Raw genomic sequence first — 24,037 nt, 5'->3', positions numbered from 1 at the left:
CGAAACCTATTATTGAGATTGGCCCCATGAGGCGAGTCCGACGATTACTACTTAATGTTTGAGGAGCACATCGATGCGCGTGATTCTGCTAGGGGCGCCCGGTGCCGGTAAAGGTACCCAGGCCGGCTTCATTACCAAGAAGTTCGGCATTCCACAAATCTCCACCGGTGACATGCTTCGTGCAGCGGTCAAAGCCGGCAGCCCGCTTGGCCTCAAGGTCAAGGGTGTGATGGATAGCGGCGGTCTGGTATCTGACGAAATCATCATTGATCTGATCCGTGAGCGCCTGACTCAGCCGGATTGCGCCGGTGGTTTCTTGTTTGACGGCTTCCCGCGCACCATTCCTCAGGCAGAAGCCCTGAAGAACGCAGGCGTGGTCATCGACGCCGTTATCGAAATCGCAGTAGACGACGAAGAAATCGTCGGCCGTATTGCCGGTCGTCGCGTTCACCCGGCCTCGGGCCGCGTTTACCACACCGAACACAATCCGCCGAAAGTCGCCGGTAAAGACGATGAAACCGGTGAAGAGCTGATTCAGCGTGAAGACGACAAGGAAGAGACCGTGCGTCATCGCCTGTCGGTTTACCATTCGCAGACTCAACCGCTGGTCGCCTTCTATCAGGCACTTTCGGCTGCTGAAGGCACGCCAAAGTACACCGCCGTTCAAGGCGTTGGCTCGGTCGACGAGATCACTGCCAAGGTGTTGGCAGCACTTAGCTAAGACCGCACAGGTAAGCGCCTTTGCGGCTTACCTGAGGTATTAGCGAGCAACTGGCTGCATGCCCTGTTTGCTCAACCTACGGCCCGCTTGCGGGCCGTAGTCGTTTTAGCGGCGCAACTGCAGGTATAATGCGCCCCCGCCTGAATTCACTGGCTCCGATTTTCTGGATTGTGCAATGACCACCTTGTTGGCCCTGGATACCGCGACTGAAGCTTGTTCGGTTGCCTTGCTGCATAACGGCAAGGTGACCAGTCATTACGAGGTGATTCCACGCCTGCATGCGCAGCGCCTGCTGCCGATGATCAAGAACCTGCTGGCGGAGGCGGGTGTTGAATTGTCTCAGCTCGACGCCATCGCTTTTGGTCGTGGGCCTGGCGCGTTTACCGGAATTCGGATTGCCATCGGTGTAGTTCAGGGGCTGGGTTTTGCGCTGGATCGCCCGGTACTGCCGGTTTCCAATCTGGCTGCGCTGGCTCAGCGGGTCTATCGCGAGCAGGGCGTAAGCCAAGTAGCGGCGGCGATTGATGCGCGCATGGATGAAGTCTACTGGGGCTGCTACAGCCTCGAAGAAGGCGAGATGCGCTTGCAGGAAAATGAGCGCGTTTGCGCGCCTGAGTCTGCCAGTTTGCCAGCCGGAGCGAGTGGCGACTGGTACGGTGCAGGCACCGGATGGGGCACGTTTGCCGAGCGTATTGATGTCACGCTAAAGGCGTGCGAACCCGCCATGCTGCCGCACGCTGAAGACGTTCTGGCGCTGGCCGGTTTTGCCTGGGCGCGTGGCGAGGCACTGCCGGCGGATCAGGCGTTGCCGGTGTACTTGCGTGATCAGGTCGCCACGCCGAAGGCTGAACGCCAGTAGTTTGTGATGCCCGGCACCTGACCATTGTTGCCAAGGTGCCGGGCTCAGGTTAAATTGCAGTTCAAATTAGCGTTCTGATTATTTTTTGAGCAGTATTAGATGCGTATAGACGCCCCTTCATTGCCGGTTTCACTGGATCGCAGCCCGCGACAGGGAACGGCTTCGTCTGCGTATCGGCAAATCCAGCAAGACACCCAGCAAACCGCGCAGCGTCCGGATGCTGTCATCAGCCCTGCGCCGGGCTCGTCCACATCGGGTTTGCAGGTCTATTCCGCAACCACTGCCTCATCGACCACCGATAGCCTGTACGGCCGGCTTGCCGCCACGCAGCCTGATCAGGACTACCAACCGCGCCTGAACAACCGCGCCGCTCAGGCCATCGCCAGTTACAGCAGCACCGCCGCCTTTGTCGCCGACTCCGATGGCCCGCAGGTCGTAGGTCTCGATCTGTTCGCCTGAGCGGCTGATGCGCACGGGCGTTGCAGCAACTGACCGTCTGCCGGGTTATCAATGATTCCTTATTATTTGGGTTGCCCGTCGTGGAGTGAGAACGCCTGGCGCGGCCTGGTGTATCCCGATGAGGCCCGCAGCACTGACTTTCTTGGCCATTACTGCCAGCTGTTCAATACCGTCGAAGGCAACACCACCTTCTATGCGCGGCCCTCGCAGGCGACGATTGCGCGCTGGGCTGAGACCATGCCTGACTCATTCCGTTTTTGCGCCAAATTGCCTGGCGATATCAGCCACTCCGGTGACTTGCGTCTGCAGTTTGAAGCGGTTGATCAGTTCCGCCAATTGCTGGCGCCATTAGGTCCGAGAGTGACCCCGTACTGGCTGCAATTGCCTGCCAGTTTCGAGCCACGTCGGTTACCCGAGCTAGCCAGCTTTATCGATCATTGGGGGGAAGGGGCGTTAGCCGTCGAGGTGCGCCATCCGCACTTTTTCGCCAAAGGCGAGGAGGAGAAAGCACTTAACCGATTGTTGCTGGACAGAGGCGTTGAGCGCATTTGTCTGGACTCGCGCGCGCTGTTCAGTTGTACCTCCGCAGATGCCTCGGTTGTGCATGCGCAGGATAAAAAGCCGCGGCTGCCCATTCGCCCCGCTGCGTTCAGCCAGTCGCCACAGGTACGCTTTATTGGCCATCCGCAATTACTGGCGAATGATCCATTTATCGAACCCTGGCTGGATAAAGTGGCGCAGTGGATCGAAGCCGGTCTCACCCCGCACGTGTACCTGCACACCTCGGATAATCGCCTGGCGCCGCTGTTGGCCCGGCGCTTTCACGAACAACTGATGACGCGCTTGCCGGGCCTGCCGGCATTGCCTGCAATCGACATTGCGCCGCCCGCCGAGCAACTCGGTTTGCTGTGAGCCGTGCAGCGCGGGTGGCGCTGCACGGCGGGCTGGGGCTACTTGCGTTGCATCAGCCGGTAAGCCGCGGGCAGCACAAACAGCGACAGCAGCGGCGCGGTGATCATGCCGCCCACCATCGGCGCGGCGATACGGCTCATCACCTCACTGCCGGTGCCACTGCCGAGCAGAATGGGCAGCAAACCGGCAATAATCACCGCCACGGTCATCGCCTTGGGCCTTACGCGCTGAACGGCGCCTTCACGGATTGCATCAAGCAAGGCTGCTGGCGAGTTTTGCCCGAGCGCCAACCGCTGTTGCCAGGCGTTTTTCAGGTACAGCAGCATGATCACCCCGAACTCGGCCGCGACGCCGGCCAGGGCGATAAAACCGACCCCGGTGGCGACCGACAAGTTGTAATCCAGCCAGTAGAGAAACCAGATGCCGCCGGTTAAGGCAAAGGGCAGGGTCGACATGATCAGCAGCGCTTCGCTGAACCGCTGAAAGGTCAGATACAGCAGCACGAAAATGATCAGCAAGGTCGCCGGAACTACCAGTTTCAGGCGCGCATTGGCGCGCTCAAGAAACTCAAATTGCCCGGCGTAACTCAAGCTCATGCCCGGCTGTAGCGTTACTTGCTGATCGATTGCTTCGCGCAAGTCGCTGACCACCGAAGCCAGATCGCGCTCGCGCACATCAATGTAAACCCAGCCCGAGGGGCGGGCGTTTTCACTTTTGAGCATCGGCGGTCCATCGCTGACGCTTATGCTGGCGACCATGCCCAAGGTAATCTGGCTGCCGTTCGCGGTGATGATCGGCAGTTCGCGCAGGCGACTCAGCGAGTCACGCCACTCTTTCGGGTAACGCACGCTGATCGGGAAGCGCGCCAAGCCTTCTACGGTTTCACCGATGTTCTGCCCACCAATCGCACCGGCGACAATCGCCTGGACCTCGGCGATATTCAGGCCGTATTGCGCGGCGGCTTTGCGCTTGATATCGACATCAATGTAGCGCCCGCCCGTCAGCCGTTCGGCCAGTGCTGAACTGACGCCATCAACCTGCTTCGCGACCTTTTCAACGGCTTGGGTAATGGCGTCGATCTGCGCCAGATTTTGCCCCGCAACCTTGACTCCAATCGGGCTTTTGATGCCGGTGGCAAGCATGTCGATGCGGTTGCGGATGGGCGCGATCCAGATGTTGCTCAAGCCCGGCACTTGCACCACGCGGTCAAGCTCCTCGATCAACTTGGCGGGCGTCATGCCTTCGCGCCACTGCGCTTGTGGCTTGAACTGAATAGTGGTTTCGAACATCTCCAGCGGCGCCGGATCGGTGGCGGACTCGGCGCGTCCGGCCTTGCCAAACACACTGGCAACCTCAGGCACCGTTTTAATCAGGCGATCGGTCTGCTGCAGCAACTGCCCGGCCTTTTGCGCGGATAAACCCGGCAGCGCGGACGGCATGTACAAAAGATCACCTTCGTCGAGGGGCGGTAAAAACTCGCCGCCCAAATGCGCCAACGGCCAGGCTGCACTGAAGAACAGCAGGCCTGCAGCCACCATCGTGGTTTTGGGTTTGCGCAGAACCGCGTCGAGCAGCGGCTGGTAAATCGCGATCAGGCCGCGGTTGAGCGGATTTTGCTTCTCGCTGGGAATACGCCCGCGAATCCAGTAGCCCATCAACACCGGTACCAGCGTCACCGATAAACCTGCGGCGGCTGCCATGGCGTAAGTCTTGGTAAACGCCAGCGGACCGAACAAACGGCCTTCCTGCGCCTGCAAGGTGAACACCGGAATGAACGACAGGGTAATGATCATCAAGCTGAAAAACAGCGCAGGGCCGACCTCTACAGCGGCGTCGGTGATGACTCGCCAATGCGCAGTGCCTTCGAGGGTTTTGCCCGGATTTTGCTCATGCCAGGCTTCGATCTTCTTGTGCGCATTCTCGATCATCACCACCGCGGCATCGACCATTGCGCCGATGGCAATGGCGATGCCGCCCAGCGACATGATGTTGGCGTTGACGCCTTGCTGGTGCATCACGGCAAAGGCGATCAGCACGCCAACCGGCAGCGAGACGATGGCGACCATGGCGGAACGCAGATGCCAGAGAAACAGCCCGCAGACCAACGCAACCACCACGAACTCTTCAAGTAACTTGAAGCTGAGATTGCTCACCGCGCGGTCAATCAACTGACTGCGGTCGTAAGTGCTGACGATCTCGACGCCTTCCGGCAGGCTGCTCTTGAGTTCCTCCAGTTTGGCCTTCACCGCGGCAATAGTGGAGCGGGCGTTTTTGCCGCTGCGCAAAATCACCACGCCGCCCACCACTTCGCCTTCGCCATCGAGTTCGCCAATGCCCCGGCGCATTTCCGGGCCCAGTTGAATGTGTGCCACATCACCGAGCGTCACCGGGACTCCGCGAGCACTGAGTTTCAGGGGGATGGCGCGAAAGTCATCGAGGGTTTTCAGGTAGCCCGAAGCGCGCACCATGAACTCGGTCTCGGCCAGCGTCATGACCGCGCCGCCGGTTTCCTGATTGGCCTCGCCAATTGCCGCGGTGATCTGCGCCTGGGTTATCCCCAGGCTGGCCATTTTCACCGGATCAAGTACCACTTGGTATTGCTTGACCATGCCGCCGATAGTCGCAACTTCAGCGACGTTGGCGATGGTTTTCAGCTCGAATTTGAGAAACCAGTCCTGCAATGCCCGCAGTTGCGCAAGGTCGTGTTTGCCGCTGCGGTCAACCAGCGCGTACTGGTAGATCCAGCCAACGCCGGTAGCGTCTGGGCCCAGGCTGGGCTTGGCTTCGGCAGGCAAGCGGCTTTGTACCTGGCTCAGGTATTCGAGCACGCGCGAGCGCGCCCAGTACAGGTCGGTGCCGTCTTCAAACAGCACATACACGTAGCTGTCACCGAAGAACGAGTAGCCGCGAACGGTCTTGGCGCCGGGCACTGAAAGCATGGTTGTGGCGAGCGGATATGTGACCTGATTTTCGACAATCTGCGGCGCCTGTCCAAGGTAGGGCGTGCGGATAATCACCTGTACATCGGAGAGATCGGGCAGGGCATCAATTGCGGTATTCTGCACCGCCCACGTTCCCCATGCCGTGATGAACAAGGTCGCGAGCAATACCAGAAACCGGTTGTGAACCGACCAGCGAATCAACGCAGCAATCATGGCTGAGCCTCCATTGTCTGCAGTTGCTCAACGATTAGCCCCGCGTCCGCTTCGCTGACCGCAAAACGTACGTGCTCGCCGACCTCAATACCGTCGGCAAGCTCTGCTTTGGCGAGCTTGAAACTCATGGTCATGCCCGGCATGCCGAGTGTTTCGAACGGTCCGTGGGCGACAGTGATAGCGTTGGCACTGACCTCGATGACTTCACCCTGCGAGGCATGCAGGGGTTTTGCAGTTGTTGCATTTTCGGTTGCCGCGCTGTCGCTCAGCCGACGTATCTCGACCCCTTGCAAGCTGGCTTCGGAGTCGAGCAGGAACTGCCCTGAAACCACGACGTTTTGCCCCGCCTGCAGGCCAGCGAGAATTTCGCTGCGGTCCCCGGCTTCGAGCCCTGTGCGTACTTCCACGCCCTGATAAGCACCTTCACCGACAGCCAGCATGACCAGTGTCCGTTGGCCTGTGCGAATCAGTGCCTCGGTGGGTATCCACAATGTCTCGCGACCGGCTCCGGTATTTATCCGAACCTGCGCCGTGAGGCCCGGCCTTAAGCGTCCTTGTGCATTATCAAGCTCTGCGCGAACCCGCAGCGTGCGGCTGTCGGTGTCTGTTTCCGGCAATATGGCTTTGACCTTGCCGCTGAACACTTCACCTGGAAATGCACTCAGGCGCGCCTCCAGTGACTGGCCAGGTTGCACGCGCGTTGCATTGCCCTGCGCGATGTCTATGTCCAGCCATACCGTGCCCAAACCGCTGATGCTGGCCAAATCTTGGCCGGCATTGAGGCGCATGCCACGGCGCACATCCAGGCTTTTGATTACGCCGTTAATCGGGCTGGTCAATGTCCATACGGTCTGGGTCCTGCCGCTGCGCTCAACCGCTGCAATCAGCGCGGCTGGCATACCGATCAGGCGCATGCGCTGGCGAGCGGCTGCCAATAGTTGGCGATTGCCACTGCTGCGCAGCGCCAGAAACTCTTCTTGCGCGCGCACCCATTCGGGAATCAGCAGGTCGGCTATCGGCTCACCCGCGCGGATCAGATCATCTTCTGCCAGCGGATACACCTTCTCGATGAAGGCCTGTTCGGGGGCCTGCAATACGGCGCGGTCGCGGTCACTGATGTTCAGGTTGGCGGTGGCGCCCAGTGTCGAATCGAGCGTGTCGCGAACCACTGGCGCCAAGCGTATGCCAAGGTTCTGGGCCACGGCGGAGTCAATTCTCACGGCAGCGCCCGAGGCTTCTTGCTGGGCGTAGCGCGGCACCAGGGCCATGTCCATAAACGGTGACGGGCCGGGTTTATCGAACTTCTGCTGCGGATACATGGGGTCGTACCAGTACAGGACCTTTTTGTCGGCCGCAGCGGGTTGCATCGCCGACATGTCGGCGGCGTGCTCGCCGGTACTCAGTGCCAGCCAATAACCCCCGGCGGCGCCGAGGCCGATCAGAATTGCCGCGCCGAGCAGCGTGTAGGTGCGATGAGTGTTCATTGGCTGATCTCTGTGTAGGCGTAATGCAGGTTGGCGCTGACGAGTGAGCGCTGTTGTTGCAGGTCGATATCCCTGAGGCGGGCTTCAATCAGTTCACGGCGGGCGCTGATCAGATTGGCGAGTTGATTCTTGCCGGCGCGGTAGTCGGCAAGGCTCAGTTGCACCTTGTCGATAGCCAGCGGGATCAACTGTGACTGGCTGCGCTCCACGGCGCGGGCGAGCCGGTGATATTGCGCCTGCAGATCATCGAGTTGCTGGCGGTGCTGGCGAAGTTTGGCTTCGCGTTGAGCGTCCAGACGATTGCGCGCGGAGTGGCTGGCGGCAATTTTCGGGTCTTGGCGCGAGCCTGCGAACACCGGCAAGTCGATGCTGAATTGCACGCTGACCATGTCACCGAAATCCGCGCCGCGCTTTTGATACGCCACCTGCCAGGCCCAGTCCGGCTGCTTTTCGGCAACGGCGGCGCTGATTGCAGCGTCGGCCTGACGGCCCATCGGCTCATACACCGCAAGCTCGGGATGCTGCTCCAGTGCATGACTGAATTGCGCGGGGGCGGGCTGCCATTGCGGCAACTTGCCGGTGAGCGGTTGGCGGGCGTCTTCGCCGATCCAGCGGCGCAATGCGGCACGTTGCTGGCTGCGTTCCTGCTCAAGGCTGTCCTGCTGTTCTGCCAATAACAGGGCTTCCTGGCGGGGCGCGACGCTGTCGGCAGACTGGCCCTGACCCCCGGCGATGCTGGCGCGAATGGCGGCAGCGAACAGCTTGTTTTCGCTGTAGAGCTGTTTGAATAATTGCAGTTTTTGCTCAGTCGCCCGCGCAGAAATCCATGCCAGCGCTGTTTGCAGGCGCACATTCAGCCGCTCGATCTGGCGTTGGGCCTGCGCCGTTTCGATTGTGGCCTGAGCCATGGCCACCCGCGCCTGACGTTTGTCGCTGCTGGTGACTTCCTGAGAGATGCCGACCATTTGCATAGTCATCGGCTCGGCGTTCAACTCGCCACGATTGTCGCCGCTGATGGGAAAGTTATTCAGGCCCAGCAAGAGTTTCGGGTCGGGCAATTGGTCGGCCGGCTTGGCCATGCTGCGTGCCAATTCAACATCGGCAGTCTGGGCGTTAAGGGAAGGCGCTTGTGCTTCGGCAATACGCAAGGCTTCATCCAGCGTCAGGGCGCTGCTGATGTTCGGGATGAACCCGCCAAGCACGAGGCTGCAGACGAGTGCGCAGGCACTGCGTCGTGGATGACTACGGTGAACATTCATCGTACTGATTCCAGTCATATTGATGATCTGGCGTGCGCAACGGCGCGCCAGCTCGCTCAGGCGCAAGGCGTGAGCGATGTGATCAAGTCAGAACAGGAATCAGGCCCGGGGCGGGCGCCAGACACCGGACGGGGTCTTGGCAGGGATGAAGCTTTGATAGGTCGAGAGGGTGCGCTGCGCAGAGAACGCCAGCGGCGTAGTCAGTCCGGGCAGGGGCAACACGATATTGGCGCTGCTGCAGTCCTGGCCGTCTTTGCAGGGCGTTTTACTGGTCTGGTGATCTGCCGCGTCGTTGCAGCAATCCATCGCATCCATCATGTGCTGGGCATACATGGCGTTCTGCTCGCTCGCCTGCATCGGGCAGGGCATATGCGTCTCGGCTTGAGCCATGCCATTGAAGGCAAGGGTCAGGCCAATGAGCAAACGCAGGCACAGGCGAGTGAGGGCAGTCATGTTCCTACTTTAACGTCTCAGGCTGATTTATAGCCATAGTGTTTTGCGATCAGATGATCGATTGACAGCTTGCCCGGCCCCTTGGCCGCCAGCATCAGCAATATTGCCGCCCATGTGCCATGAACCGGGTAGGCATCGGGGTATACGAATAACTGAATCACCAGCGTCATGGCCAGCAGTGCCAGCGCAGAAAAACGGGTGGCCAGGCCCAATAAAAGCAGCGCCGGGAACAGGTGCTCGGCGAACGCTGCCAGCGTGGCGGCAAACTCCGGGGAAAGCAGCGGCACTTTGTATTCTTCTGTGAACAAGGGAATTGCCGAACCGGACAACTGCGGCACGCCCAATTCGAAATCGCCAGAGACAATGTCGATGACAAAACCTTGAACCTTGGTCTGGCCCGATTTCCAGAACACTGCTGCAATCGAGAAGCGCGCAATAAAAGCGATCAGGCTGTAGGGAATCCGCTTGCAGCAGTCGACCGCTTTTGCGATCAGTCTTACCGGTGCCGAGGCGTTGGCGAGTGTTGGGGAGTCAGACATGGTTGTTTCCTAATGAGGCGCCCGGATAGGCATAACCCACGATCACGGCGGTGTTGATCAGGTGAGCGAGTGGTGGGCTTAGATTGAATTCGGCGACCACGTCCATAGCGAGTTCGGCCGCCTTGGCAAACGGCTGGCCCTGTTGCAGTGCGCTGATAAACGCCGCGTCGGCCGGTTGAATGGCCATGACTTCGACGCTTAAACGGTTGCGCAAGATCAGCGCTGTTTCGGCGCATTGGCTATCAACCCCGGCGAGGTCATGCGTGCCTTGATGCGCTGCCCAGATCGAGACATGGGCGAAACGTGAGTGGACTATCTGCACGGACGGGTGCAGGGCGAAAGTCATGTTGGCCAAGTGTTCGGGCTGGCCGATTACCTCGGCGATCGCAACTGGCGTCAGAGCTGTAATATCGGCGCTGTGATAAGCCCGGACTCTGGCGAACTCAAGGCGGGCGACATCCGCCAGATACGGCACGCTGGCGGCCGGTGCAAAGCCTTGAATGAAGTCGGCAAAGGTTTCACCGTATTCGACCAGAAGCCGGCTGGTGGGTGGGCTGTGTTGAATGTAGCGGTGCGCCAGCAACTCGAAAAAGTCTGCACCTACCAGCTCAGCGACCACCGGAAAAGTGTCGGCCAGCGCGTCGATCAACGAGCGGGTGACGTTGTTGCGATAGATCGCAAAGCGTTGCGCAGGATCGGAGCCATTCCAGCTGCGTAAGCCATCCGGGCACGGCTGCTCTGGGTTGAACAGGGCCTGGCTGAAGGTGGTCTGGTTGCTCACCGGCAGGCCTGCTTGCGTGCGGCGGCTGCATGCTGCAGATGTTGCTCGGCGTTATCCGCCTCGGCCAGTAAGTGCTGCAGCGCCGGCACATCGTTGTCGCGCTCGATCAGGGTCGGAACCGGCCCGAGGCGCTGCAGAACATCGGCGAACAGCGCCCACACGGCGTCGTCAACGGCAGAACCGTGGGCGTCGATCAGCAGGCGGCTGCCGAGGCTGTCGAGGTCTTCACTGAAGCCTGCCAAATGAATCTCGCGGACCGCGTGCAGCGGCAGCGCGTCGATGTACTGTTGTGCGTCCCAGTTATGATTGGTCGCCGAGACGTACACATTGTTCACATCCAGCAGCAGGCCGCAGCCGGTGCGCTGGATGATCGCACTGATAAACTGCGGCTCAGTCAGGCTGGAGTCAGCGAACTCGACGTAAGTCGATGGATTCTCCAGCAGTATCTGTCGCTTCAGCAGCGACTGCACTTGATCGACATGCGCACACACCCTATCCAGGGTGGCGGCGTCGTAAGCAACTGGCAGCAGGTCGTTGAAATAGTTTTGCCCATGGCTTGACCAGGCCAGATGCTCGGAAAACGACTCCGGCTGGTAGCGTTCCAGCAATATTTGCAGGCGCTGTAAATGTGCCGTGTCGAGTGGCTCTTCACCGCCAATCGACAGGCCGACGCCATGAATAGAGAGCGGATAATGCTGGCGAATCTGTTGCAGGAAGTGGTGAAACGGACCCCCGGCAACCATGTAATTCTCTGCATGGACCTCGAAGAAACCGAGCTCCGGAAGCGTCTCGATAATTTCGGCCACATGCTGGCTTTTCAGGCCGATGCCCGCCCGGTTGGGCAGGCCCCGGACTTTCGCGGGGGCGCGCAGGCTGACGTCGGTTAAATGAGCATTAGGCATACAGTTCGCTCCCCCGCGATTTATCAGGCTTTTTCTTTGTATTCCTGCAGCTGACCAAAGCCGGTTGGCGATGAGGCAGACGGGGTCTTTTCACAGGTGCCGGCCGGGACATATTTCCAGGCATTGCCCTGCAAATCGGTTTTTGCAGTGCCTGCGCATGTGGTGCCAGCGCCTGCTGCGCAATCGTTTTTACCTTTCATGGAAATACCGAAGCATTTCTCGTTGTCGGCCGCATGGGCGGTGGTAACAGTGGCAGTCGAGATCGCAACGGCTGCGCCAAGCGCAAGGGCCAAGCTGGCAGCGGATACAGCGCGGGTGCTTTTGTTAGTCATCTGTATATCTCCAAGGCTTCAAAGATTGAGCGGATCTGTTGCTGGCTCAGACCGGCGATTAATCACCTGATGAGGGCCAGTTATAAGCGAGATGATGATTTCGCTCGCTTGAGACTAAAGAGCCGTCAGCGGTGTTTTTGTTACAGCGGGCAAATAAACAATTTCAGCGGCGCTTGGATAACGCGCGAAGTGCCCGGCTCTGGCAAAATAGCCGGCATTGAAGGTCTCAGCGCAGAATGCTGCGCAGACGAATAATTGATGAGTGGTTTATGAGCGATAACGTGCAAGCAGCCGTGGTGCGGATGGAAGCGCTGGTGCCGGAGCTGGATGATGCAGCGCTGCAATGGGCGTCACGCTTGGGCCTAGCATTGCACGGCGATGCCGATTTTGCCTTGCAACTCGGTCCCGCTGGCCTGCAGCTGAGCGAGCTGGGTGACAAGGCGCCGGGGCCGGTCAAGGTCGACTTTGTTGAAGGCGCTGTGGCGCACCGGCGCTTGTTTGGCGGTGGCAGCGGGCAGATGATCGCCAAGGCCGTCGGCATTCAGCAAGGCATACGCCCGGTGGTGCTGGACGCTACCGCAGGGCTTGGGCGCGACAGCTTTGTGCTGGCAAGTCTGGGCTGCAACGTGAGCATGATCGAGCGTCAGCCGCTGATTGCCGCCTTGCTGGAAGACGGGCTGGCGCGGGCACGGCTGGATCTTGATGTCGCGCCGATCTGCGCGCGCATGCGCTTGCTGCAAGGCAATGCAATCGAGTTGATGAGCGCGTGGCAGGGCGATGCGCCGCAGGTGATTTATCTCGACCCGATGTTCCCGCATCGCGACAAGAGCGCGTTGGTGAAAAAGGAAATGCGCCTGTTCCGGCCATTGGTCGGCGACGACCAGGACGCTCCGGCGCTGCTGGCGGCCGCGATGGCGCTGGCGACTCACCGCGTGGTGGTTAAACGCCCGCGTAAGGCACCGATAATCGAGGGGTTCAAACCCGGTTATGCGTTGGAAGGTAAATCCAGCCGTTACGATATCTATCCGCTGAAGAAGCTTCAGTAACCCTGCCGGTCAGTTGCGCCCGGCAGATTACGGCTGATAGGCGCGGATGAACATTTTCACGCAATCGCTGACGTGCAGTTCCGCTTCCTGCGGGCTGTGCGCCGCGCGGCAACCGATCAGCAATGCAAAATTGCTGGTGCCCTTGAGCAGGCAGAAGAACTGATCCGCCGCCAGTTGCGGTGTTTCCACCTTGAGTGTGCCGCTGCTGTTGGCCTGGGTCAGCAGGCGCGTCATCTTGTCGATCAGCGTTTGCGGGCCTGCCTGGAAAAACATCTCCGGCAGTTTAGATTCCTGCGTGCTCAGGCTGACCATCACCCGGTGCAGTTCGATGGACTCGCGGCTGTTGATCAGCGTGTGGAACGCTCTGCCGATATTCATCAGAACCTTCTCTATCGAGACGTCTGTCGTCAGTTCAAAGAGGCCTTCCGGTAATTGCGAGGTGCACTTGGCGGCCACGGCGGCCGAGAACAGTGTCTCTTTATCGGTGAAGTGGTTATACACCGTAAGCTTTGAAACACCTGCTTCGGCGGCAATCGCATCCATGCTGCTGCCGTCATAGCCATTGCTCAGAAACAGCGATTGCGCCGCATCCAGAATGGCTTGGCGCTTGGCTTGATCCTTGGGACGGCCCGGGCCGTTGGTCTGCAATATTTTGTCGGTCATTGGCTGATTATAATACTGGACTGCCGAGTTTAGTATTTTTACTATACCGCTCAGTATAAATATTCTAAACCTTCTTCAAAGGTCTGCTGTCATGCTGCGTCCTATTGTGAACCTAACCTTGCCATTGGCGCTGGTTGCATTGCTTGCCGCTTGCGGTAAGGAACCGACCTCGGAGCCGGTTATTCGCGCTGCGATGGTGACGCAGCCGCAATCTGCCATCGAGTTGCAGGAGGCTTACCCGGGGGAGGTTCGCGCGCGCTTCGAGCCTGAACTGGCTTTTCGCATCGCCGGCAAGGTCAGCAAGCGGCTGGTCGATTCCGGGCAGCGGGTGAAAAAGAATCAGGCGCTGGCCGAACTCGATCCGGATGACATGCGCCTCAAGCTCGATGCCATGCGGGCTCAGCTCGCGGCAGCCGAAGCCAACCTGCAGTTGGTGAAGACCGAACGGGATCGCTACAAGACTTTGCTCGGTCGCCAACTGGTCAGTCGCTCGCAATACGACAACACCGAAAACCTCTACCGTGCAGGTCTGGCCAGGCTTAATCAGGCCAAGGCCGAATATAAGGTGGCCAGTAATCAGGCTGACTACGCAGTGCTGCGCGCCCCGCAGGATGGGGTTATCGCTGAGCGGATGATCGATGTTGGCCAAGTGGTTTCGCCGGGGCAAACGGTGTTGAGTCTGGCCGCCGATGGCGACCGTGAAGTGCAGATCGACCTGCCTGAACACATGGTTTCCAAACTTGAAATCGGCCAGAAGGTCGCCGTGGAACTGTGGTCGCAGCCGGGTAAACGCTACATCGGCTATATCCGCGAGATTTCACCCTCAGCCGACGCGCAGTCGCGCACCTACGCGGCGCGAGTGGCCTTCAACACCGACACCACGCGCGTCGCCTTGGGTTTGAGCGCACGGGTATTCATTCTCGAGAAAGATCAGGACGCGCTGGCAATTCCGCTTTCGGCGTTGACCGCAGAAGGGCAGCAACCCTATGTCTGGTGGCTTGATCCGGCAACTTCGACATTGCACAAACGGCCTGTGCGCGTGGGCCCGTACGGCGAGCGTCTGGTGCCTGTGCTAGAGGGCTTGAGTGCCGATGACTGGTTTGTTCTGGCCGGTGTCGAGATGCTTCACGAAGGCGAGAAAGTGCGCCCGGTGGACCGTGATAACCGCACCGTCGAGCTGACTGGTCAGGAGCCGCAGTAATGGGCTTCAATCTATCGGCTTGGGCGCTGAAAAACCGCCAGATCGTGCTCTATTTCATGCTGTTGCTGGCCGTTGTCGGCACACTCTCCTACACCAAGCTGGGGCAGAGTGAAGATCCGCCCTTCACCTTCAAAGCAATGGTGGTGCGTACCGATTGGCCCGGCGCTAGTGCCGAGGAGGTGGCCGAGCAGGTGACCGACCGCATTGAAAAGAAATTGATGGAGACCGGTGAGTACGAAAAACTCATCTCATTTTCGCGGCCGGGCCAGTCTCAGGTCACCTTCATTGCCAACGATGCGATGGGGCCCAAGGACGTTAACGAGCTCTGGTATCAGATTCGCAAGAAGGTCGGCGATATCCAGCATACGTTGCCGGAAGGCGTGCAAGGGCCTTTCTTCAACGATGAATTCGGCACCACATTCGGCAACTTGTATGCACTGACCGGCAAGGGCTTTGATTACGCCGTACTCAAAGATTATGCCGAGCGTGTGCAGCTGCAACTGCAAAGCGTTAAAGACGTCGGCAAGGTCGAGTTGATCGGGCTGCAGGACGAGCGCATTTGGGTGCAGGTGTCCAACACCAAACTGGCAACGCTGGGCGTGCCGTTGCAGGCTGTGCAGCAGGCGCTGCAAGACCAGAACGGGATTGTCAGCTCAGGTTTTTTCGAGACCGCCACCGACCGCGTGCAAGTCAGGGTTTCCGGGCGCTTTACCACGCCCGAGCAGATTCGCAACTTCCCCATCCGGGTGGCCGGGCGCACCTTCCGGCTGGGCGATATTGCCGAGGTTAAGCGCGGCTTCAATGAGCCCGCGGCGCCGCGCATGCGCTTCATGGGTGAAGATGCCATTGGCCTGGCCGTGGCGATGAAGGACGGCGGCGATATTCTGCAACTCGGGGAATCGCTTGAAACAACCTTTGCCAAGCTGCAGAGCGATTTGCCCGCCGGCATGCAGCTGAGCAAGGTGTCCGATCAACCCGCTGCGGTTAAAGCCGGGGTCAACGAGTTCGTTAAAGTGTTGGCCGAGGCGGTGGTGATCGTCTTGCTGGTGAGCTTCTTCTCGCTTGGGCTGCGCACAGGTTTAGTGGTCGCCTTGTCGATCCCGCTGGTGCTGGCCATGACCTTTGCGGCGATGTATCTCTTCGGTATCGGCTTGCACAAGATTTCCCTCGGCGCACTTGTGCTGGCGCTGGGCTTGATGGTGGATGACGCCATTATTGCCGTCGAAATGATGGCGATCAAAATGGAGCAGGGCTATGACCGCCTCAAGGCCGCCAGCTTCGCCTGGACTAGCACTGCATTTCCGATGTTGACCGGCACCTTGATTACCGCCGCCGGTTTCTTGCCGATTGCCACTGCTCAGTCCGGTACCGGTGAGTACACCCGTTCGATCTTTCAGGTTGTGACCATCGCCTTGTTGGTTTCCTGGTTTGCTGCCGTGGTGTTTGTGCCGTATCTGGGCGATCGCTTGCTGCCGGACTTGGCTAAATTGCATGCGGCCAAGCACGGCGGCAGCGCAGGCGGACATGACCCGTATTCAACGGCGTTTTATCAGCGCGTTCGGCGTGTGGTGGGCTGGTGTGTCGAGCGCCGTAAAACAGTGATTGTCTCGACGCTGGTGCTGTTTATCGGCTCGGTGTTTTTATTCAAGCTGGTGCCGCAGCAGTTTTTCCCGGCATCTGGTCGTCTTGAGCTGATGGTCGATCTGAAACTGGCCGAAGGTGCTTCACTTGAAGCCTCTGAGGCGCAGGCGAAACGCCTTGAAGCCATGCTCAAGGATCATCCGGGCATTGATAACTATGTGGGCTACATTGGCTCAGGATCGCCGCGCTTCTACTTGCCGCTTGATCAGCAACTGCCGATGACCAGCTTCGCTCAGTTCGTGGTGTTGGCCAAGGATCTGGAGCAGCGTGAGGAGTTGCGCAAATGGTTGATCGATCTGATGGCGACCGAATTCACCACCATGCGCACCCGTGTTTCGCGTCTTGAGAACGGCCCGCCGGTGGGTTATCCGATCCAGTTTAGGGTGTCTGGTGAGCACATAGACGAGGTTCGCGCATTTGCCCGCGAAGTGCAGCGCAAGGTGCGTGAGAACCCTTACGTGACCAACGTTCACCTCGACTGGCAGGAGCCAAGCAAAGTGGTGCGCCTGAATATAGATCAGGAGCGCGCACGGGCATTGGGTGTGAGCACGCGCGAAGTGTCCAACTTCTTGCAAAGTACTCTGGTCGGCACGCCGGTCAGCCAGTACCGCGAGAACAATGAACTGATTGCGCTGGTGATTCGCGGGGCCAAGGAAGACCGTGAAAAACTCAGCATGTTGTCGAGTTTGTCGGTGCCAACAGGTAACGGGCGCAGTGTTGCGTTGGCGCAAATCGCCTCGCTGGAATACGGTTTTGAAGAAGGCATTATCTGGCGCCGTAAGCGCTTGCCAACGGTCACGGTGCGGGCTGATGTTTATGGGCCGGAACAGCCTTCGGCATTGGTGCAGCAGATTCTGCCAACGCTGGAGCCGATTCGTGCGCGTCTGCCTGGTGGTTATCACCTTGAGGTGGGCGGCACCGTTGAAGATTCCGGGCGCGGGCAGCGCTCAGTAAACGCCGGCATCCCGCTGTTTGTAGTGGTGGTGCTGACCTTGCTGATGTTGCAGTTGAAGAGTTTCTCGCGCACCGCGATGGTATTTCTCACGGCGCCTTTGGGGTTGATTGGGGTCACCTTGTTCCTGCTGATCTTCAATCAGCCATTTGGCTTTGTTGCCATGCTGGGCACCATCGCCTTGTCCGGGATGATCATGCGTAACTCGGTAATTCTGGTGGACCAGATCGAGCAGGACATCCTTGCCGGTCAGGATCGCTGGAATGCGGTGATCGATGCCACCGTGCGTCGTTTCAGGCCGATTGTGCTCACGGCGCTGGCCGCTGTTCTGGCGATGATCCCGCTGTCGCGCAGTGTGTTTTACGGGCCAATGGCAGTGGCAATCATGGGTGGCTTGATCGTCGCGACCGCGTTGACACTGCTGTTCCTGCCAGCGTTGTACGCCGCCTGGTTCCGGGTGAAACCGAGTGAAGCGCACACCGATTGAGCACGCTTGGGCAGGCAATAGGGCAGCGCATCTGCTCCATTGCCTGTCGGTCGTCCGGCCTGTGGGCTAGGCTAGGTCGAGAGCTGCAGCGCTGTCGGTTTGCTCCGGCATGACAATCCATTCACATTTGCTGCGGCATAATCGACACCTACACCTTATCGGGGGATCGTTATGCAAGTCGCACGCTGCTTTCGCTTTGCACTAATCGCCTTGGGCATCGGCAGTGTTTTTCCGGCACTGGCGGGCGAGGCCCAAAGTAAAACCTTCGGCTGGATCGAGGAAGCGATAATCGAACCGGAGGCCATCACCGTTAAGGCCAAGCTCGACACCGGGGCCAAGACGTCATCGATGGACGCCAAGGAACTGGAAACCTTCAAGAAAGATGGCGAGGACTGGGTGCGGTTCATGGTCGAGTTGAAAGACGCCAACACTGGTGAAGTCAGCAACTCGCCCGTCGAGCGGCGGGTGGTTCGCAGGATCAAGGTGCGTGGTGCAGGCGGGCAGGAAAGCCGCCCGGTGGTGATGATGAAAATCTGCATCGGCAACGAAGTCTACGATGAGCAGTTCTCGCTGAAGAACCGTGGAAAAATGAATTATCCGGTGCTCATTGGTCGTCGCACGCTTGAGCATTTAGGCGCGGTCGATGTTTCCCAGACATTCACCACCAAGCCCAAGTGCAAGCTCTGATCCGTCCGGCAGCCTTGTCCTTTCGCCTGGCCTGATGCACTAAATTCAGGACAACTCAGGCGCTAATACCGGCTTGATTGTTTCTTGACGCTATTTTCACCAACGCTTGCCTACTGTGCGCGCACTGACACCTTGAACCGCTCAAGCCCGGCTTATACAGCCGGGCCGCATACCGGGTGCAGTTCCGCCAACCGTCTCGCGAGCGCCCCTCTATGAATAAACTCCCGCAAATCACCCTGGCTTTCTGGGTGATGAAGATTTGTGCGACCACTCTCGGCGAAACCGCCGGTGATTTGTTGTCGATGACCCTCAATATCGGCTACGCAATGAGTTCGCTGTTACTCATCAGCGTGTTTCTGCTGACCCTGTTGGGGCAACTCTATTCACGTCGCTACCACCCTGCGCTGTACTGGGTGGTCATTCTGGCAACCAGTACTGCCGGCACCACCATGTCGGACTTTATGGATCGTACGCTCGGGCTCGGTTACGCCACCGGTTCGGCGCTGCTGATCGGCATCTTGCTGCTGACCTTTGCCGTGTGGAAATACAGTGAAAAGTCGCTCAACGTTGAGCACATCACCACCCGCAAAGGTGAGTTGTTCTATTGGGTCGCCATCTTGTTTTCGAACACACTGGGCACCGCCCTCGGTGATTATCTGGCCGATGATTCGGGGCTGGGTTTTGCCGGTGGCGCGCTGCTGATCGGCAGCCTGATCGCCGCGGTTGTGGTACTGCGTTTCGTCACCAGGATTTCGCCGGTGGTGCTGTTCTGGATTGCTTTCGTGCTGACCCGTCCGTTTGGCGCAACGCTTGGCGATTTCCTGACCAAGACACACGAGCAGGGCGGCATGGGCTTCGGCACTATCGGCTCGTCAGCTATTCTCGGCGCGATCCTGCTGCTGATGATCGTAGGAGCCAGCATTGCCCAGCGCCGGGCCCCGGCCACACTGGTCGCCAACCCCAGCGCATGACTCAGATTACAGTGGCACCTGATGCCAGGTGTCACTGCAAAGTGACCAACGATTTTTTCACATCGGGCTGACATTCCACTAACAGCGTGCTCCGTAAGCTGGCTTCATTCTAGGCTCAGCTGCAGGACTCGAAGTGACCAAGCCCACTACTGACAACACCGCTAACTCATCCTCTTTCGCTTGGAAAATCAGCTTAAGCCGACCCATGCAGATTTTGTTGGTTTCGGTGTGGTTGCTGGTTTTCAGCAATACCACATTCTGGACCACTGTCTGGCAAGGCATCGGCGGCTGGGATAACGGCAGCCCGCTGTTTTTGCTGAGCCTGCCAGTACTGGCTCTGCTGTGGACATTTGGCCTGCTCACGCTGCTGGCGTGGGGTCGGATGACCAAGTGGGTGCTGGGCCTGTTCCTGATCGTTTCGGCTTCGGCCAGCTACTTCATGAACAGCTTCGGGATTGTGATTGATTACGACATGCTGACTAACGTGGTGCAGACAGACACCCGTGAGGCGCTCGAATTGCTCAGCCCGCGCATGTTCATCTGGATCGCGTTGTTAGGCGTTCTGCCTGCGTTTCTGCTCACCCGCATTGAAACCCGCAAGTTCAGCTGGAAGCGCGAGCTGAGCATGAAGCTGGTCAGTGTGGTGGTTGCCCTGGCCGGTATCGGCGGCATCGCCATGAGCGAGTATCAGTCCTACGCCTCGTTGTTTCGCAACCACCGCGAAATTCGCCTGCAACTGACGCCGTCAAACGTGGTGTCTGCGGTCAATGGTTATGTGCGTCGTGAACTGAAAACCCCGACCCAACTTGAAGTGATTGGCGCCGATGCTCACCGGCAGATGCGCGTGGGTAATGCCGTCAAACCACGCCTGACCATTGTGGTGGTCGGTGAAACGGCGCGCGCCGAGAACTTTGCGCTCAATGGCTACAAGCGCGACACCAATCCTGAGCTTTCAAAGCAGGACATCATCAACTTCACCAACGCCAGCTCGTGCGGTACGGCCACTGCGGTATCGGTGCCGTGCATGTTCCAGCAAGCCGGTCGTGATGATTACAAGCCGTCGATGGCAACGTCCCGCGAAGGCTTGCTGGATGTGTTGAAACACGCTGGGGTCAACGTGCTCTGGCGTGACAATAACTCCGGTTGCAAAGGTGCTTGTGATCGCGTGGCGAGCGTTGATGTGTCGAATCTGGGGCTTGCTGATATCTGCGAGGCAGGCGGCGAGTGCCACGACGAAGCATTGCTCAGCGGCCTGCAGGATTATCTGGACACGCTCAAGGACGACACTGTGGTGGTGCTGCACATGAAAGGCAGTCACGGCCCATCGTATTCCAAGCGTTACCCGCAAGCGTTTGAGCACTTTACACCGGTGTGTCAGAGCAGCGAGCTGGATCAGTGTTCAACTGAAAGCATCGTCAATGCTTACGACAACTCACTGCGTTACACCGATCATGTCCTGGCGCAGACCATTAAATTACTCAAGGCCAATCAAACGCGCTTCGACACCGCCATGCTGTATATGTCCGACCACGGCGAGTCGCTCGGCGAGAATGGCATTTACTTGCACGGCCTGCCTTACGCCATGGCGCCGCAGCAGCAAACGCATATCCCGATGATTCTGTGGATGTCCCAAGGCATGGAGGAAACCGCCAACCTGCAGCCAGGTTGCTTGCAGAGCGTTAAGGATAAGGCCTGGTCGCAGGATAACTTGTTCGATTCGGTGTTGGGCTTGATGGCCATTCAAACCAGCGTGTATGACCCGGCCCGCGATATGTTCCATCAGTGTCAGGCGCCGCAGCAGGCTTCAACCATCAGCGGTGCGCAGGAGAAGGGCGTTAACTGATACGGCCAATTTGCACCAGTAAGCCCCGGATTATTCCGGGGCTTTTGCATTCTGGGCCAACTATTGCTCGGCAGGTTGATCCTGATTGCCGTCCATCGTCACCTGGCGGATTGAGAGCCTGAACTCGGCAGGCAACACCCGCTTGGCCGCGCCCTCAACCAGCGAGTCGAGTGCCGGGTGATGGCTCAGCTTGCCGGCCTGATCACGGCGCAACACGCCCTGGTCGAGCAGGGTCTGGATGAAGTGACGGAACAGGCTCTTGTCGAAGAATTCCGGCGCATTGAGGCCGTGCAGGATCGACAGACGCTGAGCCATGACCGTACACAGGTCTTCCAGTTCTTCGGCGCTGATGGTGTTTTGCCCGGCGTTGATCAACAAGGCGGTGGCCATGTAGAAGCGCTGCAGGGTTTGCGCCACTGTGCGCGAGAGTAAAGTCAGCAACACGAACTGCCGCGAGCTTGGCGCCGGGCGGGTGTAGGCGTCGTTTTCCTGTTTAAGCAGGCCTTGCGAAACGAACGCCGCCAGCCACTGATCAATCACCGCGTCGAGTTCGTCGAGGCTCCAGCGGATAAACAGCTCGCTCTGCAAATACGGATAAAGCGCACGGGTGTAGCGCAATATCTGTTCACGGCTGTTGCGCGCACTGCTTTGGAAGAAGCTGGCGAGCAGCGCCGGAATCGCAAATATATGCAGCACGTTGTTGCGGTAGTACGTCATCAGGACTGCATTTTTCTCGTCCAGATAGACAATCTTGCCCAGACGATCATCCTGCTGTGCGAGCAGGTCCATACGCGCGACGTACTCGATCAGCGCCGCGCCATCGCCTTCCGGCAAGGTGGCATGCGGTGAGTAGGGCACTTCCCGGAGCAGGGCAAGATACAGATCCAAGACCCGCACCAGCGAGCGCTCATCCAGCGCCAGCTTGCTGGTGGACAGCAACGCCAATGCCACCAGATTCACCGGATTGACCGCAGCAGCTTCATTGAGGTGCTGGGCAACCCGCTGGCCGAGTCGGTTGGTTGTGGCGTTGAGCCATTCGGGGCGATAGGCCGGCGCTAAATTCTGCTGGCGCCAATCGGGTTGTTCGGCATCGAGAAATTCCGCCAGTTTGATCGGCTCGCCAAAGTTGACCCACACCTGGCCAAAGCGCTGCTTGAGCGCGCCGATGACTTTGAAGATATCGAATATCGACTCCTTCTTCTTGCTCGCGCCGCGCAACTCACCGAGATAGGTGCGGCCTTCAAGCACGCGTTCGTAGCCGATGTAAACGGGCACGAAAACCACCGGCATGCGGTTGTTGCGCAAGTAGCTGCGTACGGTAATCGCCAGCATGCCGGTCTTTGGCTGGAGCATGCGGCCGGTGCGTGAACGGCCGCCCTCGACAAAGTACTCAACCGGGAAGCCCTTGGTGAACAGGGTATGCAGGTATTCATTGAATACTGCGGTGTACAGCGGATTGCCCTTAAAGGTGCGGCGCATGAAAAACGCGCCGCCACGGCGCAGCAGGCTACCTACCACCGGCATGTTGAGGTTGATGCCCGCGGCAATGTGCGGCGGCGTCAGGCCATTGCGGAACAGCAGGTAAGACAGCAGCAGATAATCAATATGGCTGCGGTGGCAGGGCACGTAGATCACCTCGTGGCCTTGCGCGACGTCCTGCACGCCCTCGATGTGATTAACCTTGATGCCGTCGTAGATCTTGTTCCAGAACCAGCTCAGCACCAGTTCGAGGAAGCGGATCACCGTATAGGTGTAATCCGAGGCAATTTCGTTGCCGTAACGCAGGGCCTGCGCTTCGGCTTTTTCCAGGCTGATGTTGTCGTGGCTGGCAGCGTCACTGATGGCCTGACGAACCTGCGCCGAGTGCACGAGCCCCTTGACCAGATGACGACGGTGCGAGACATCCGGGCCGATAACCGCAGCTTTCTGATTACGGAAGTGCACGCGCAGTATGCGCTGAACCATGCGCAGGGTGCGTTCATGGCCCTTGTTCTGGGCGACCAGATCGCGCAACTGGATCGGCGCGGCGAACTGTACGCGGGTTTTGCGTCCCAGAATCAGAATGCTGAACAGGCGCTTGATGCGCCCGGTTACGGCCCAGCTATCGGCAAACAGTAGCTTCCAAGGGCTGGTTTCGCGGTCGGGCGACTGGCCCCAGAACACGCTGACCGGGATGATTTGTGCGCTCAGCAGTGCATCGCTGCTTAGCGCGCTGACGAGGCGATCGAGCGTCGGCGAGATTCCGCGTTTATCCTGCCGACCAAACCAGCCAGGCGCCGGGGTCAGGTAGAAAAAAGCGTTGGGCTCATCCAGCAAGCCCAGAGATACCGGCAGTACCGGGCGCGGCAATCCGGCCTTGGTACATTCAGTGTCGACCACCGCGAGGTCGGTCATCGAGGGCGATTGCAGTACGTAAAATACCGGCGTGCCGCGGTCGAGTTTGAGCGACAAGGATGACTGATTGATGGTTTCCGAGCGTACCCAGAGGTACAGCAGGCGGCGCAGTGTGCCGAAAACAAGACGGTGTAGCGGTGAGCGGGTCATACGGAGTCTGCTGGTGATTTCAATCGAGCGAATGCTCGGGGGCGCTAGTGTGACGCATCGCCCGCAGCGGGGCAAAATCTTCTCATTACCAGAGCGTTCAGCACCGGCGTCTGCTCCCGGCTTTTACTGGCCATGGACGTAAAACA

The 24,037-nt window shown here is 58.9% G+C and carries 20 protein-coding genes; 10 read left to right on the top strand and 10 right to left on the bottom strand.

Annotated features, from left to right (window positions below; all coding sequences use genetic code 11):
* The first annotated feature begins 73 nt into the window (after positions 1-73).
* The 4 genes from adk (at position 74) to PMYSY11_RS16040 (ending at position 2,951) form a co-directional block, all read left to right on the top strand.
* Positions 74-721 (top strand): adenylate kinase, encoded by a 648-nt coding sequence (adk, locus tag PMYSY11_RS16055; RefSeq protein WP_069899515.1) that lies wholly within the window; start codon positions 74-76, stop codon positions 719-721.
* Between the two features lie 175 nt (positions 722-896).
* Complete coding sequence (gene tsaB / locus PMYSY11_RS16050) at positions 897-1,580, top strand: tRNA (adenosine(37)-N6)-threonylcarbamoyltransferase complex dimerization subunit type 1 TsaB (protein WP_150547422.1); 684 nt, start codon at positions 897-899, stop codon at positions 1,578-1,580.
* A gap of 99 nt (positions 1,581-1,679) precedes the next feature.
* On the top strand, positions 1,680-2,039 hold the full coding sequence (locus PMYSY11_RS16045) for a hypothetical protein (RefSeq protein ID WP_150547421.1): 360 nt from the start codon (positions 1,680-1,682) through the stop codon (positions 2,037-2,039).
* 51 nt (positions 2,040-2,090) lie between these two features.
* Positions 2,091-2,951, top strand: a complete 861-nt coding sequence (locus tag PMYSY11_RS16040; RefSeq protein WP_150547420.1) for a DUF72 domain-containing protein — start codon at positions 2,091-2,093, stop codon at positions 2,949-2,951.
* A 38-nt stretch (positions 2,952-2,989) separates the two neighbouring features.
* On the opposite strand, the gene PMYSY11_RS16035 is transcribed toward PMYSY11_RS16040, so the two are convergent.
* From PMYSY11_RS16035 to PMYSY11_RS16000, 8 genes are all read right to left on the bottom strand, one after another.
* The gene (locus PMYSY11_RS16035) at positions 2,990-6,106 is read right to left on the bottom strand and encodes an efflux RND transporter permease subunit (protein ID WP_150547419.1); all 3,117 of its coding nucleotides are present in this window, start codon (positions 6,104-6,106) and stop codon (positions 2,990-2,992) included.
* On the bottom strand, positions 6,103-7,590 hold the full coding sequence (locus tag PMYSY11_RS16030) for an efflux RND transporter periplasmic adaptor subunit (RefSeq protein WP_150547418.1): 1,488 nt from the start codon (positions 7,588-7,590) through the stop codon (positions 6,103-6,105). Before PMYSY11_RS16030 ends, PMYSY11_RS16035 begins: the two co-directional genes overlap by 4 nt.
* Positions 7,587-8,849: a TolC family protein gene (locus tag PMYSY11_RS16025; RefSeq protein ID WP_150547417.1), complete on the bottom strand. Its 1,263-nt coding sequence runs from the start codon at positions 8,847-8,849 to the stop codon at positions 7,587-7,589. The genes PMYSY11_RS16030 and PMYSY11_RS16025 overlap by 4 nt, the downstream gene beginning before the upstream one ends.
* Before the next feature lie 99 nt (positions 8,850-8,948).
* Positions 8,949-9,302 carry a hypothetical protein gene (locus PMYSY11_RS16020; protein ID WP_150547416.1) on the bottom strand — a complete coding sequence of 118 codons (354 nt, stop codon included), beginning with the start codon at positions 9,300-9,302 and terminating at the stop codon, positions 8,949-8,951.
* Between the two features lie 17 nt (positions 9,303-9,319).
* On the bottom strand, positions 9,320-9,841 hold the full coding sequence (locus PMYSY11_RS16015) for a DoxX family protein (RefSeq protein ID WP_150547415.1): 522 nt from the start codon (positions 9,839-9,841) through the stop codon (positions 9,320-9,322).
* Positions 9,834-10,622 (bottom strand): HvfC/BufC N-terminal domain-containing protein, encoded by a 789-nt coding sequence (locus PMYSY11_RS16010; protein ID WP_150547414.1) that lies wholly within the window; start codon positions 10,620-10,622, stop codon positions 9,834-9,836. Before PMYSY11_RS16010 ends, PMYSY11_RS16015 begins: the two co-directional genes overlap by 8 nt.
* A complete protein-coding gene (gene bufB, locus PMYSY11_RS16005; protein ID WP_150547413.1) occupies positions 10,619-11,524 on the bottom strand; it encodes an MNIO family bufferin maturase in 906 nt (301 codons plus the stop codon). The genes PMYSY11_RS16010 and bufB overlap by 4 nt, the downstream gene beginning before the upstream one ends.
* 23 nt (positions 11,525-11,547) lie before the next feature.
* Positions 11,548-11,856, bottom strand: coding sequence for a BufA1 family periplasmic bufferin-type metallophore (locus tag PMYSY11_RS16000; protein ID WP_069899504.1), 309 nt, complete (start codon positions 11,854-11,856; stop codon positions 11,548-11,550).
* Between the two features lie 302 nt (positions 11,857-12,158).
* Between PMYSY11_RS16000 and PMYSY11_RS15995 the strand changes: the two genes are divergently transcribed.
* Positions 12,159-12,902, top strand: coding sequence for a class I SAM-dependent methyltransferase (locus PMYSY11_RS15995; protein ID WP_420830083.1), 744 nt, complete (start codon positions 12,159-12,161; stop codon positions 12,900-12,902).
* 27 nt (positions 12,903-12,929) lie between these two features.
* Here the strand turns inward: PMYSY11_RS15995 and PMYSY11_RS15990 are convergent, their stop codons facing one another.
* Entirely contained in the window at positions 12,930-13,565 is a 636-nt protein-coding gene (locus PMYSY11_RS15990) for a TetR/AcrR family transcriptional regulator (protein WP_150547411.1), read from the bottom strand.
* Between the two features lie 91 nt (positions 13,566-13,656).
* On the opposite strand from PMYSY11_RS15990, the gene PMYSY11_RS15985 reads away from it, so the two are divergent.
* The 5 genes from PMYSY11_RS15985 to PMYSY11_RS15965 all read left to right on the top strand — a co-directional run bounded on the left by PMYSY11_RS15985 (position 13,657) and on the right by PMYSY11_RS15965 (position 21,347).
* Positions 13,657-14,766, top strand: a complete 1,110-nt coding sequence (locus PMYSY11_RS15985) for an efflux RND transporter periplasmic adaptor subunit (RefSeq protein ID WP_069899501.1) — start codon at positions 13,657-13,659, stop codon at positions 14,764-14,766.
* Positions 14,766-17,846 (top strand): efflux RND transporter permease subunit, encoded by a 3,081-nt coding sequence (locus PMYSY11_RS15980; protein ID WP_150547410.1) that lies wholly within the window; start codon positions 14,766-14,768, stop codon positions 17,844-17,846. Before PMYSY11_RS15985 ends, PMYSY11_RS15980 begins: the two co-directional genes overlap by 1 nt.
* A gap of 171 nt (positions 17,847-18,017) precedes the next feature.
* Positions 18,018-18,533: a retropepsin-like aspartic peptidase RloA3 gene (rloA3, locus tag PMYSY11_RS15975; protein ID WP_150547409.1), complete on the top strand. Its 516-nt coding sequence runs from the start codon at positions 18,018-18,020 to the stop codon at positions 18,531-18,533.
* Between the two features lie 212 nt (positions 18,534-18,745).
* The gene (locus PMYSY11_RS15970) at positions 18,746-19,504 is read left to right on the top strand and encodes a COG4705 family protein (RefSeq protein ID WP_150547408.1); all 759 of its coding nucleotides are present in this window, start codon (positions 18,746-18,748) and stop codon (positions 19,502-19,504) included.
* 205 nt (positions 19,505-19,709) lie between these two features.
* Positions 19,710-21,347: a phosphoethanolamine transferase gene (locus PMYSY11_RS15965; protein WP_150547407.1), complete on the top strand. Its 1,638-nt coding sequence runs from the start codon at positions 19,710-19,712 to the stop codon at positions 21,345-21,347.
* A gap of 60 nt (positions 21,348-21,407) precedes the next feature.
* On the opposite strand, the gene plsB is transcribed toward PMYSY11_RS15965, so the two are convergent.
* Positions 21,408-23,891: a glycerol-3-phosphate 1-O-acyltransferase PlsB gene (gene plsB / locus PMYSY11_RS15960; RefSeq protein WP_150547406.1), complete on the bottom strand. Its 2,484-nt coding sequence runs from the start codon at positions 23,889-23,891 to the stop codon at positions 21,408-21,410.
* Between the last annotated feature and the right edge of the window lie 146 nt (positions 23,892-24,037).

The organism is Pseudomonas marincola (assembly GCF_900682675.2).
In the GTDB taxonomy this organism is placed as follows: Bacteria; Pseudomonadota; Gammaproteobacteria; order Pseudomonadales; family Pseudomonadaceae; genus Aquipseudomonas; species Aquipseudomonas marincola.
This window is presented reverse-complemented; position numbering and strand designations above follow the sequence as displayed.